Here is a 9,516-nt window from a genome sequence, read left to right as displayed (position 1 = left end):
GAAAGGAGAGTTTTTCGGAAGGAATTTTGAAGGTTTTTTGAGCCATCGATTCCAAAGAAATCTGATACGGTGCAATTTTATTCACTTGAGAGAGAAGTATTTTGGTCATTTCTTTCTGGTCTATTGAAGGAATTGAGAAGACCTGAGATTTTGGAATGGATCTCTTCTTATCTCGTCTCTGTGATCTTCTGAAGACTCCTGGATGTGCTTTTTTTAATGAATCGATAATCTTTTGAATTTGGCTTTCGGAAAGAAAACTTAGTCTTTCACCCATTGCCAAAGACGAGCTAATCTCTTGAAGAGTTTCCTTTGAATACCCTATATTTCGTCCAACAGCAAAAAGCTGTTTCAAACGTTGCTTTCTTTTCTCTTCTTCAACTGTATCCTTCATATAGTTTTTTTGAGAAATGGTTCGATTTGATCCTTCAAATTCCTCTTCAAAATCCCGGCATTTACAAGACCCATTCCGATAATATCCCATACACCCCGTTTGACTCGGTGCATCCATAGTATCTCCATTTACTTCCGATTTCTATCGAAGCATTCAATCATCGAAATAGATACAGCGGCAACTTGTATCAGTTCGTTTCTATACTCAGAGTAATCATGATTTTTACCTTCGTATCTAAAGTAAGATTCAAGGGCGGCTTTTTGAACTTCGCCAACTTCCTCTCCAAGTATCATACACCATTCCACAGGTTTGTGATTTTGTGGACCGAACTTTAAATCTTGTTTATCGCGTTCTTCGGAGATCTCTTTAAAAATGTTTTCTCTCACTTATTATCTACCTCCCTATATTCCGCTACATGAAATCCGCTTTTGATAAACCAAAGTGCTACACGAGATCGATGGCATTCAACCGGATCTTTTTCATAACAACACAATGCAATTGGATTATTGTTGGAGAGTGTTTTGAGTTGATCAATTATTTCCATAACATTCAAATTTTCTAAAATAGAATCGAATTTTTTCCAGTCATATCCTTCATTTAGCATTTCTTTTGTGGGAGCCAGTATTTTAAATTGAATTTGTTTCCCCTTTGCAATCCAGCGAGGGGAAAATCTTGAAATATTAAAAACAACGTATCCGGCTGCCAGCAGTTTATCGGTTTTATGATGATAGGATGTTACGATTTTCATTATGCCCCTCCTGACCCTTCCTGTGGTGGAAATTTATTTCCGTTGTTGTTTAAATTTTCTTGTGGTTGATAACCACTTCTTTCGATTCGGATCGGTTCTTTGAATAGAACTCGAAATATAAGATACCAGAGGAAAAGAGCAAAAATTCCAACCAGTAACCAGATAGTGAGAGTTCCCATGACCGTATACATAAGAACCAATTCAAAAATTTCTAATTGACTCATGCTGATCTTTGCTTCTCCAAGTATCATTCTCGAATTCCCACTCTTCAACAGACCAACCCAGCTCAGTGAGTTTCATAATTGCGGTCTCTGAATCCGAATCAAGAAGGTCGTATGCTTGATGGAAATCGATAGAGTTTTTCAATGCGACTCTCTCAGGTTCGAGATAGTTTTTTTGATCTTCTAATGTTTCTCTTTCATGCTTTTTTAGATCATCAAAGAAGAGAGATTTTCGAATATTATACAAAAGTTGAGTCACTTCTTCGTATCTTTGGATCGTTTTAATTTGAATGCTCATTGCTTTCTGTTCTCCTTCTTAACTCGACATAGTATTTTCGCATCCGTTCAGTTTTTAAGTAGTCTGGAAGATCCTTCCAACGTCTTGGAGTCCAACCGCGACGAAGGAAGTTTTCACAGTGATTTATCCAAAGATCCTCCGAGCGTTTTAAATCAATGGGATCCTCTTCGTGGCTCATAACTAAAGTCCTGACTCAGTCGGATATTTATCCAGGATCCATTCCACGAGATAAAATATCTGATCAACATTGTCGCTTTGGTTTGAATCTGTTGCTGCAAGGTCTTGGATGGTTTCCAAAACCTTGCGAACTTTTAGCGGAAGTTCGTTCATGCGGCGTCTCCGATCGCTTCGATTTCTACATCCGTTTCGGATGGAGAGATGTATAAACGCTCGGATTCTTCGTTGAGTTCTACCCCGATTTTTTGCATTGCCTTCAATGGTTCCGCAAGGATCTGTTCTTTGTTCAACTCCAACTTAACTCGAAGGAAGACACCGCTTAATCGAGAAACGAGACTGTTAAACTTTTTGAGAAGACCATTCTCTGAAAGAATTCTATCAAAGAGTTTTTGCGTTGCCCGTGTCTTGACACTTGCCGGAATTCTTCTCAACTTTAAAATACCTGTGGTCAATTTGCAGGTTTTATACTCTGGATCAGGAAAGAGATCTTCCTTATGATGATCCACGAAGTGCTTTATCCCAGCCGCAATGTGTTGGATTTTTAAGTCCAATGGGGAAATCTTTTCCTGAAGATCGTTTTGGAGCTTGCTGATTTGGTCGTCTGTCTCGCTCGTGATTCGATCTCTCTGGCGTTTGAACTCCCCAAGCTGTTGCACACGGCTTGGGTGAGGTCATCGCGGTTTACGTAGTTGTTATCCGGTAAATCAACTAATGTATTTTTACTCGTCTTTTCCTTTTTAGCCACGATGACCTCCTATTCTTTCGGTTCCGAATTCTCAGGAGTCATGTCTACTGCGACTCCGCTTGCAGAGGAAGGAATGACTTTAGCAGGTGGAACCTGATTCTTTAGCTTCTTCTTCTTTCCCGTTTTTTTGGTAGCGACTTTCTTCTTCGCAACCTTTTTCTTCTTTGCAATCGCCATACGTTTCTCCTTCCTTTATACCGCGACTTGATCCACGACGAATTCACCCAAAGCAGATTGAAGATCCTTCAATTCACTTTCGAGTGACTTGAGATTTTTCTTTTGTTCTTCCTTTGCGGTTTTCAATCGATCTTTTACGGTTTTGATTTTGTCATCGATCGCTTGAATCTTTACTTTCTTTTCCTCTTCTAAAAGCTGGATCGTTTCTTTCTTCTCCTCCTCTAAAAGTGTAACCTCAGTTTCAAGATCTCCCGAATTCGTTTTAAATTCAGAGATCTGTTTTTTGACTTCAGCTACTCTTTGCAGAGCGTTATTGTGTTCTTCCTGGTTTGCGATTTTCATGTTACCTCTCAATATTAAAATATTGCGTTATTCGTTTGCTGTTCTTAGGAGGACTTCCGCAGACTGAACATCACCCGGTGAACGATCTCTGATTAGATCTATAGCCGCTTCGAACGTCATCTTTTGACCGTCAAGACTCAGTCTTGATTTCTTAATGTCACTTTCGTCACCGCTTAGATATGTAGAGATTGCGGCTTTGCTTAATTCTTTACCCGTAATTTCTCGAACTCTTCTTGCTACTTCACGTTGAGTGATCTTAAGTTTTTTGAGTATTTCTCCAAAGGATTGTGGAAAGATGATCTTTGCTTGATCATAAGTGAGAACTCGATTCCATCCAGGGAATGTTCTCTCGATTTTTTGGATCTGATGTTTCACTCCGAGTGGAGTCGGGAATGTGTTCTGGATAAAAATCTGACGAGACTTTTGTCCATTCTGTCCAGACTCGAATTTGACTTCGAAAGCTCGCTCTGCGAATGAAAGAACTTCGTTGTCTTTAAGCGGTTCCAAATTCGTCTTGCGAATTCTCCATCCAATCTCTTGAGTCTTAATCAAAGAGCGAAGCCAAGGGCCTTCGTTTTTTCCAAACATGACGATTGAGAAAAGATTTTCTTTTTCGGGAATGCTAATCTCATGAATCTTTTTTAGGTCTCTAAGAAGTTTGCCAGAGAGAGCCTGTGACTCATCGAATAATAGAACGATCTTACGCTTTCGTTTAAAAGCGGCAGTAAGGATCTCTCTAAGAATCAGTTGTTTCGCATGAGCGTTTCCGGGAATTTCTCTATCCGGACTAAGTTCAGAGATCATCACTTTCATAATCTGATTGATGTTGTAATCGAAACTTTCATAGCATCTTCCCATTTCAATTACTTGAAACCTATTCGGATAATCGCGCCAAAAATGTAGCATGTGTTCGTATAGAAACGTCTTACCTGCGCCAACATGTCCGACGACGCACTCCCAACCGGAACTGTCGACGGCATGCTTGATTGCTCTAATTACCCTATTTGTGTTTTCCGTATCTACAAAACTCATTCCGCGTTCTCCTTAGAATCGTTAGATTCAAAATCAATGTTATTCAGAATATTCAAAAGTTCATATATTTCTTGGTTAGTAATCGAGCCTTTGAGGGCAAGGCTTGAATTCAGTCGTCCCTGGACGGCTTCAAAAAGTTCAACTGGCATTTCGGAACGATAGATTAAAAGACGTCGTTCGATGTAGCTCCACGCCGATTCCAATTCGGTGAACTCACTTGGTGCCATCGTTGCGGGAGTTTCGACAGGGACTGAATTTGCAGGAAAGTATCGTAGGTTTTCCATTTCTGCTTCTGGATAAAGATCTTCGATCGTAAAAATTTTACGTTGTCTCTTGGCGCCATCACGGATATCTTCACGTAACTTCATACGATCGGTTTTCAGCCATGTGTCCGATGATTGCGTTTGGTATCCTGTATGTTGCGATATACTTCTTGCTCCGTCCGGATTGCAAATATAAAGATTTCCTAATTTATCCTCTGCTACGAGATTTCCTTCGCGGTCTCTGAAGAGAGTGACGTTTTGGCCTACCAAATCCAAAGCGACTCCATAGGAATGATTTCGATATTCGATACAGCCGTAATTGTTGACGACTCGATTATCGAATGTTACTGTAGCGTCGTAAAAGTTTTGCTCTGTAATTCGCCTGATTGGTTTGTCTTTTGTTCCTGCAAGCCAGAGATCAAATCGTCCACTGATTTGATTTTCGTGAATGGTATATAACGTTAGAAAATCATTCAATTCCTTGAGGTCTGCAAACTTCTTGCCGTCGATCGCGGGTTCTATGATGTTTTTATAAATTCCGATTCTACGTTCGACTGGACCTTTTGCTTTGGGCCGCCCTGGTGTGTGTGTTTTAACGATGATTCCACCGAGTCGCGTAAGTGCGTTTTTAGCACCTTTGAGTCCAGACCCCTTGTCGTTATAAAGATATTCTGGAGTTCCTTCAAATGGGTTCCGGCGATCGACTTTAGGCATCCAAGCGCGCTTGAAAAAATCAAAGTAGTCCGCCGTATTCTCGCCCCGATGTTTCGCTCCTGGCGTAATCGCCTTTCCGCCATAGGCCCAAAGATAAAATACTTTTGAGTAAACATCTACGAGAGAATAAATCCACACTTTGATCAGGTTGTCTTTGAGCATTGCGGTCTCTTCGTCTTTGTCGTCCAGAAACCAGCGGCGTTCGATTTTACCGCGTGGGTTTAAAAAATACCTGGCTGCAACGGACGCGTCGACCATGTGCGTAGAATTCGAATACGGTTCTTTCCACGTTCGTGATGCCTCTTCCGATTGCATTTCATGACGTCCGAGACCGAGACGGTTCAACCACCGGTTTGCGGTGGATTCGGTCCAAGGCAGTTGTATCTGTCCGCTGTTTCGTGCCCTCCTTAACGCAAGTTTCATTGAGAGTGGTTTCGGATTTTTGCCAGACAGATTTGAATAAACAATCTCGGCAATTATCTTCGCTTCAGTTTCCCGGAGATCCATTCGTTCAGGATTTAGATTTGATTTTCGCTTTGATTTTATCTGACCTGAGACGACGGCTAACTCTGATCCAATATTAAATTTTTCGAATCTTCTACGGATTGCGTCTTCCGACAACCCAAAGGTGGCGGCTGCTTTACGCATCATTTCACCTTTGGAATGTTTTGACGGAGCCTCTTTCCAAGCCGAATAGAATTCGTAAAACAAATCTGGATCTAATTGTTTCACTCTTGCGTCTCTCCTTGAAAAATATGGCTCGACCACGCCATCTTTAATGTTTTGAGCGAGATTTCCATTGTCGCGATTGTTCGAGATAGATAGATTCCTAACCCACCGTTTCGAGATTCTTCCGGGATGGATTCAATTCGTTGCAGCGCGTCAAGGATCGATGCGTTACACTCATCGATAATTTTTTCCGCCTCTCTTTGACTCTTGATTTTTAGGAGTTTATCCGGATCGATGTCCTTGGATTTCCGAAGAACATCAATTTGGTCGTCTTTCTTCTGGATCGACTTTTCCAGGGTTGCTTGTTTTTTTCGGAGGAGTTCCGCTTCGGCCTTTACGGTTTGATTTTCCGTTTCCAGGGATTTGATTTTTTTCTTTGAAGAATTTTCTAAAGAGGAAATCCGCTCCTCTAAAAACTCTTCCGCGGAAACGACTGTTCCGTCGGAAAGGGTTAAGGTTTCCCCTTCGAGTTGTTTGAGTCGGACTTCCTTGGCAGCTTGCAGGAATCGTTTCGGAGATGCTTCCATGAGTTGTTTAACTCGGTCACCCAGTCCAAACGATTCGATCGCATTCACATATTCTAATGCAACTCTGCCGCTCATATCGAGTTCTTGCTCTACGCAGTCATGAAATCCGGAATATCCAAGCTCATGAAACAGTTCGAGGTTGCGAATTGCTGTTAATGAGAGAGCGGTTTGAAAGATGTTCACCCTGGCTTGAGTGATATACAATTGAGCCAAGGCCTTTCGCTGTTCCGGCGAGAACTCTCTCGCCTCGCTTGCGCTCGGAATTGTCAGGGCCGTTTCCGGTTGCGATACGTTGTTGTCCGAGTCTTCTATTTCGTCTTTGTATTCGTCTAACGCTGATTTGGTTGTCATATTCTACCCATTTGATTAAGTTTGATCTTTGAGTTCGTTGGCCGTGTTGCCTAACTCTCGTTTTCGTTCCGCATCTCGTTTCCAGATTGCTCGGACTTCTTCGATGGAGATTCCAAATTCCATTTCTAAAATCTGAATATGAGCTTTTGTGTTTCGCTTGCCGGATATAACACGGGATAGGTCTCCCTGGTTTACGTTATATGCCATCGAGATTGCACGTAATGTATTCCTACCTTCTCTAATCTTACAGATTTTCAATAACTCTAATGGCAAATGTCTGCCTCTGGGAATACGTGCCATCATTAGGCTTTTTTTTAATGATGGCATATTTTCATTTTCCATAAATCCTCCTGAGGCTCCGTAGGTGGCTCGTAGCTTGTGCGAGTTTGATTTGAATTTTTGGAACAAGCTGCCAGCGAAAACTTTCTGAAAAAAACAAACCGTTCTCTTGGTCTGGCAAGATTAGATTTGTTTGCAGTAACTTGCGCTTTGCACGTTCGAGGGATTGTATCCCTGTCAGGAGTCTGAATTCTCCAGAAAAGAAGCTTTTGCCCGGAAGGAGGTGGATCAATATGTATACGGCTCCGGTTCCGTTAGCTTTTTTAATTTGGCTTTTACCCTCAATCGTATCGGGGTTGAGAATGTAGATCCCGTTACATTCCTCTATGAATTGCCAGGACATTAAAATTTGAATCGTTCGGTAGATTGTTTTTTCCGAACGCTTAAGGTTTCGTGCAACGTGTGTCGGACGAAATCCAACATTAGGATTTTCTAAAAAGAATTTTGCCACCGTCAGGAGAGTCATATTCTTACCGAATCGATTAAGGGTCTCAGTTTTACGAAAGACAAATTCAAACATGTCTTACAGAGTTTGAACTGGTAAACTGTTACTGAGGACTGTCCGCATCCGGAGCATCGTGGAATATTTGAAATAGCAATAGTATCCGAAAAAATGCCCTCGATGGAGTTACCTCCACCGAGGGAAGAGGAATTGCCTGGGTTGCAATCAGACAAGTCGGATGTTGGAAAGATTGGATTAACAAATTTCATGCGAATTTTTCTACCGTGTGGCTTTTTGGATTTTTCGTTTTATACCCTTCTTTGTTTTGAGGGGCTTGGGTGGAAAGTTCCGTAGGCAGAATGTGCAGACGAATGTATTGAGATAGCTCTTCTCCGTTGAGCTTTTTGATGAGGGCATCCGGGACCTTGCTCCAGCAACGATCAAAAACTGTGTAGACGTTTAGTCCGTGGCCTTTCAACAGTTTAACGTGGTCGCAAAGGAAACGGCTGCGGACGCGATCATATTTTCTAAGATTAGCCATTTTGATTATCCTGAATTTTTTTCTTTTCTACCCACTTGGTGAATTGTTTCTTTAGTCCGGCATCATCGATGAAATATTCATAGATTGCACAACGAGAGAGTAAGATTTCTATTGGACTTTTGTCTGATGTGTTCTCGATTTTGAGCACCGAGTCAGCTACTCGTTTGCGATGTATTTTGATTCCGAGCGTTGGATTCATGCCGCGCTTCCTGTATCTTTAGTGAGAACCAGTTGGATATTTTTGAATCCTTCTGTGTTGAGTGCGGCGATCACTCTGCGATTGTTGTTTCGTCCGGCAAAAAATTCATACGTTAATCGCTCATTTAGATTATTATGTTTTGCGAATTTACTTACGTATTTGTAACGATATACAATTTCGCGCTGAATCTCTTCCCGTTGTTGGATCGCGTTCATGCCTTAACTCCAAGGACATGAGCATCGGCTTGAATATAGAAGCCTTCACGCGAATAGATGTTTGTATAAAAATCAATGCTTATGATTGTGATGACTACGTGTAGGAATTGCCGTGACGAATCGTATTCACTTAAACCCTTACGCATTTTTAGATTTAAGATTCGCAATCCATTTGCCTGAATCTCTTCTATGTAATTCCAAGGAATGAAATACCCAACCGCGATCCAATGGAGCGAGATTTTAAAATACGAAGGCATCCAATTTGAGAACTTCAGAAATCGGTGCATCCAATTCAGTTCAATATTCCTTGCGCTCATTTGATTTGATTTCTCCTTGATTTTATGGCCTATTTTTCCGATGCTTTCTCTATGCACGGGGTAGCCTGTAGGTTAGCATAATACCGAATACGGTATTTGTCTATTAAAATTTTTACCGAAATCGGTATTTTTTTGAAAAAGCAAATTGAAAAATTACTACAAGTTCTAAATATGAATCAAAAGGAATTGGCCGACTCTTTGGAGTTATCGCCAGGGAGAATTAATGATTTAATTAATGAGAGGACTAAAGACCTTTCAGCCGAAGCAATTCGTAAGTTAAAAATTAAACATAATGTAAATCCGCTCTGGCTTTTGACTGAAGTTGGGAATATGTTTTCTGATCCCGAAGTTGAGAAAGGGCGCGATGATCAATTGAATGCTGAGTTTCAAATAATTCAGATCCTTAGGAAACGGCCTGTTGCCAAGAGTATCGTGGACAAAATTTTAGATCTAAACCGAGATTTAACAGAGAGTGAATCGAGTGTAATACGTGCAATACTGGATAGCTGGAAAAAGTGATCAACTATCACTTTTATTGATCCATGGTTTTAGAATAATGGAAGTCTCTACTGCTAAATAATGCGCTAAAACGTCGAACCTTAAGCCTGTATTTAAAAATTCGTGAATATGAGTCTTAAAAAAATCAGTAAGGATGGGGACAGACGGATGCTCGTCTTTATCGTCCAGTTTAAAATTACTATTTTGAATATCCATCTTCCAACCCCAGTTCCCGGAATTTTTGTTGTAG

General features: G+C 41.0%; 19 protein-coding genes and 1 pseudogene. 1 reads left to right on the top strand and 19 read right to left on the bottom strand.

Annotated elements, in window-relative coordinates; translation table 11 throughout:
- From LEP1GSC059_RS16820 to LEP1GSC059_RS23260, 19 genes and pseudogenes are all read right to left on the bottom strand, one after another.
- Positions 1 to 391, bottom strand: a 391-nt coding sequence (locus LEP1GSC059_RS16820) for a hypothetical protein (protein WP_036057865.1), incomplete at its 3' end; no start/stop codon positions are given.
- Positions 392 to 519: 128 nt separating this feature from the next.
- Positions 520 to 777 (bottom strand): MazG-like family protein, encoded by a 258-nt coding sequence (locus LEP1GSC059_RS16815; RefSeq protein ID WP_017213557.1) that lies wholly within the window; start codon positions 775 to 777, stop codon positions 520 to 522.
- Complete coding sequence (locus LEP1GSC059_RS16810) at positions 774 to 1,139, bottom strand: DUF488 family protein, N3 subclade (RefSeq protein WP_017213556.1); 366 nt, start codon at positions 1,137 to 1,139, stop codon at positions 774 to 776. The genes LEP1GSC059_RS16815 and LEP1GSC059_RS16810 overlap by 4 nt, the downstream gene beginning before the upstream one ends.
- Entirely contained in the window at positions 1,139 to 1,363 is a 225-nt protein-coding gene (locus LEP1GSC059_RS23455; protein ID WP_017213555.1) for a hypothetical protein, read from the bottom strand. Before LEP1GSC059_RS23455 ends, LEP1GSC059_RS16810 begins: the two co-directional genes overlap by 1 nt.
- On the bottom strand, positions 1,341 to 1,658 hold the full coding sequence (locus LEP1GSC059_RS16800; RefSeq protein ID WP_017214150.1) for a hypothetical protein: 318 nt from the start codon (positions 1,656 to 1,658) through the stop codon (positions 1,341 to 1,343). The genes LEP1GSC059_RS23455 and LEP1GSC059_RS16800 overlap by 23 nt, the downstream gene beginning before the upstream one ends.
- The gene (locus LEP1GSC059_RS24410; RefSeq protein WP_061251080.1) at positions 1,642 to 1,836 is read right to left on the bottom strand and encodes a hypothetical protein; all 195 of its coding nucleotides are present in this window, start codon (positions 1,834 to 1,836) and stop codon (positions 1,642 to 1,644) included. The genes LEP1GSC059_RS16800 and LEP1GSC059_RS24410 overlap by 17 nt, the downstream gene beginning before the upstream one ends.
- 2 nt (positions 1,837 to 1,838) lie before the next feature.
- Positions 1,839 to 1,988 (bottom strand): hypothetical protein, encoded by a 150-nt coding sequence (locus LEP1GSC059_RS23780; RefSeq protein WP_017214152.1) that lies wholly within the window; start codon positions 1,986 to 1,988, stop codon positions 1,839 to 1,841.
- A pseudogene (locus LEP1GSC059_RS16795) lies at positions 1,985 to 2,580 on the bottom strand (host-nuclease inhibitor Gam family protein). Before LEP1GSC059_RS16795 ends, LEP1GSC059_RS23780 begins: the two are co-directional and overlap by 4 nt.
- A gap of 9 nt (positions 2,581 to 2,589) precedes the next feature.
- Positions 2,590 to 2,757, bottom strand: coding sequence for a hypothetical protein (locus tag LEP1GSC059_RS23775; RefSeq protein ID WP_017213550.1), 168 nt, complete (start codon positions 2,755 to 2,757; stop codon positions 2,590 to 2,592).
- A 15-nt stretch (positions 2,758 to 2,772) separates the two neighbouring features.
- Complete coding sequence (locus tag LEP1GSC059_RS16790) at positions 2,773 to 3,099, bottom strand: hypothetical protein (protein ID WP_017213549.1); 327 nt, start codon at positions 3,097 to 3,099, stop codon at positions 2,773 to 2,775.
- 27 nt (positions 3,100 to 3,126) lie between these two features.
- Positions 3,127 to 4,131, bottom strand: a complete 1,005-nt coding sequence (locus LEP1GSC059_RS16785; protein ID WP_017214153.1) for an ATP-binding protein — start codon at positions 4,129 to 4,131, stop codon at positions 3,127 to 3,129.
- A complete protein-coding gene (locus LEP1GSC059_RS16780; RefSeq protein WP_017214154.1) occupies positions 4,128 to 5,840 on the bottom strand; it encodes a DDE-type integrase/transposase/recombinase in 1,713 nt (570 codons plus the stop codon). Before LEP1GSC059_RS16780 ends, LEP1GSC059_RS16785 begins: the two co-directional genes overlap by 4 nt.
- On the bottom strand, positions 5,837 to 6,715 hold the full coding sequence (locus tag LEP1GSC059_RS16775) for a hypothetical protein (protein ID WP_017213546.1): 879 nt from the start codon (positions 6,713 to 6,715) through the stop codon (positions 5,837 to 5,839). The genes LEP1GSC059_RS16780 and LEP1GSC059_RS16775 overlap by 4 nt, the downstream gene beginning before the upstream one ends.
- Before the next feature lie 15 nt (positions 6,716 to 6,730).
- The gene (locus tag LEP1GSC059_RS16770) at positions 6,731 to 7,042 is read right to left on the bottom strand and encodes a hypothetical protein (RefSeq protein ID WP_235592132.1); all 312 of its coding nucleotides are present in this window, start codon (positions 7,040 to 7,042) and stop codon (positions 6,731 to 6,733) included.
- 4 nt (positions 7,043 to 7,046) lie between these two features.
- Positions 7,047 to 7,520, bottom strand: a complete 474-nt coding sequence (locus LEP1GSC059_RS16765) for a hypothetical protein (RefSeq protein WP_017213667.1) — start codon at positions 7,518 to 7,520, stop codon at positions 7,047 to 7,049.
- 241 nt (positions 7,521 to 7,761) lie between these two features.
- On the bottom strand, positions 7,762 to 8,037 hold the full coding sequence (locus tag LEP1GSC059_RS16760) for a hypothetical protein (RefSeq protein ID WP_017213668.1): 276 nt from the start codon (positions 8,035 to 8,037) through the stop codon (positions 7,762 to 7,764).
- Positions 8,030 to 8,236, bottom strand: a complete 207-nt coding sequence (locus tag LEP1GSC059_RS16755) for a hypothetical protein (protein ID WP_017213669.1) — start codon at positions 8,234 to 8,236, stop codon at positions 8,030 to 8,032. Before LEP1GSC059_RS16755 ends, LEP1GSC059_RS16760 begins: the two co-directional genes overlap by 8 nt.
- Complete coding sequence (locus LEP1GSC059_RS16750) at positions 8,233 to 8,451, bottom strand: hypothetical protein (RefSeq protein WP_017213670.1); 219 nt, start codon at positions 8,449 to 8,451, stop codon at positions 8,233 to 8,235. The genes LEP1GSC059_RS16755 and LEP1GSC059_RS16750 overlap by 4 nt, the downstream gene beginning before the upstream one ends.
- Entirely contained in the window at positions 8,448 to 8,768 is a 321-nt protein-coding gene (locus tag LEP1GSC059_RS23260; protein ID WP_017213671.1) for a hypothetical protein, read from the bottom strand. Before LEP1GSC059_RS23260 ends, LEP1GSC059_RS16750 begins: the two co-directional genes overlap by 4 nt.
- Positions 8,769 to 8,864: 96 nt before the next feature.
- Between LEP1GSC059_RS23260 and LEP1GSC059_RS16740 the strand changes: the two genes are divergently transcribed.
- Positions 8,865 to 9,287 carry a transcriptional regulator gene (locus tag LEP1GSC059_RS16740; RefSeq protein ID WP_017213672.1) on the top strand — a complete coding sequence of 141 codons (423 nt, stop codon included), beginning with the start codon at positions 8,865 to 8,867 and terminating at the stop codon, positions 9,285 to 9,287.
- The last annotated feature ends 229 nt before the right edge of the window (positions 9,288 to 9,516 follow it).

Origin of the sequence: Leptospira noguchii serovar Panama str. CZ214 (assembly GCF_000306255.2) — a bacterium.
GTDB classification, from domain to species: Bacteria; Spirochaetota; Leptospiria; order Leptospirales; family Leptospiraceae; genus Leptospira; species Leptospira noguchii.
Note: the sequence above shows the minus strand (reverse complement) of the source record. Positions and strands in the feature narration are given on the sequence as shown.

What these genes read in the sequence shown, in the direction of transcription:
- LEP1GSC059_RS23780 (WP_017214152.1), bottom strand. Translation starts at nt 1,988, where the DNA reads ATGAACGAACTTCCGCTAAAAGTTCGCAAGGTTTTGGAAACCATCCAA.
- LEP1GSC059_RS23775 (WP_017213550.1), bottom strand. Translation starts at nt 2,757, where the DNA reads ATGGCGATTGCAAAGAAGAAAAAGGTTGCGAAGAAGAAAGTCGCTACC.
- LEP1GSC059_RS16760 (WP_017213668.1), bottom strand. Translation starts at nt 8,037, where the DNA reads ATGGCTAATCTTAGAAAATATGATCGCGTCCGCAGCCGTTTCCTTTGC.
- LEP1GSC059_RS16750 (WP_017213670.1), bottom strand. Translation starts at nt 8,451, where the DNA reads ATGAACGCGATCCAACAACGGGAAGAGATTCAGCGCGAAATTGTATAT.
- LEP1GSC059_RS16790 (WP_017213549.1), bottom strand. Translation starts at nt 3,099, where the DNA reads ATGAAAATCGCAAACCAGGAAGAACACAATAACGCTCTGCAAAGAGTA.
- LEP1GSC059_RS24410 (WP_061251080.1), bottom strand. Translation starts at nt 1,836, where the DNA reads ATGAGCCACGAAGAGGATCCCATTGATTTAAAACGCTCGGAGGATCTT.
- LEP1GSC059_RS16810 (WP_017213556.1), bottom strand. Translation starts at nt 1,139, where the DNA reads ATGAAAATCGTAACATCCTATCATCATAAAACCGATAAACTGCTGGCA.
- LEP1GSC059_RS16755 (WP_017213669.1), bottom strand. Translation starts at nt 8,236, where the DNA reads ATGAATCCAACGCTCGGAATCAAAATACATCGCAAACGAGTAGCTGAC.
- LEP1GSC059_RS16785 (WP_017214153.1), bottom strand. Translation starts at nt 4,131, where the DNA reads ATGAGTTTTGTAGATACGGAAAACACAAATAGGGTAATTAGAGCAATC.
- LEP1GSC059_RS16775 (WP_017213546.1), bottom strand. Translation starts at nt 6,715, where the DNA reads ATGACAACCAAATCAGCGTTAGACGAATACAAAGACGAAATAGAAGAC.
- LEP1GSC059_RS23260 (WP_017213671.1), bottom strand. Translation starts at nt 8,768, where the DNA reads ATGAGCGCAAGGAATATTGAACTGAATTGGATGCACCGATTTCTGAAG.
- LEP1GSC059_RS16765 (WP_017213667.1), bottom strand. Translation starts at nt 7,520, where the DNA reads ATGACTCTCCTGACGGTGGCAAAATTCTTTTTAGAAAATCCTAATGTT.
- LEP1GSC059_RS23455 (WP_017213555.1), bottom strand. Translation starts at nt 1,363, where the DNA reads ATGAGTCAATTAGAAATTTTTGAATTGGTTCTTATGTATACGGTCATG.
- LEP1GSC059_RS16770 (WP_235592132.1), bottom strand. Translation starts at nt 7,042, where the DNA reads ATGCCATCATTAAAAAAAAGCCTAATGATGGCACGTATTCCCAGAGGC.
- LEP1GSC059_RS16800 (WP_017214150.1), bottom strand. Translation starts at nt 1,658, where the DNA reads ATGAGCATTCAAATTAAAACGATCCAAAGATACGAAGAAGTGACTCAA.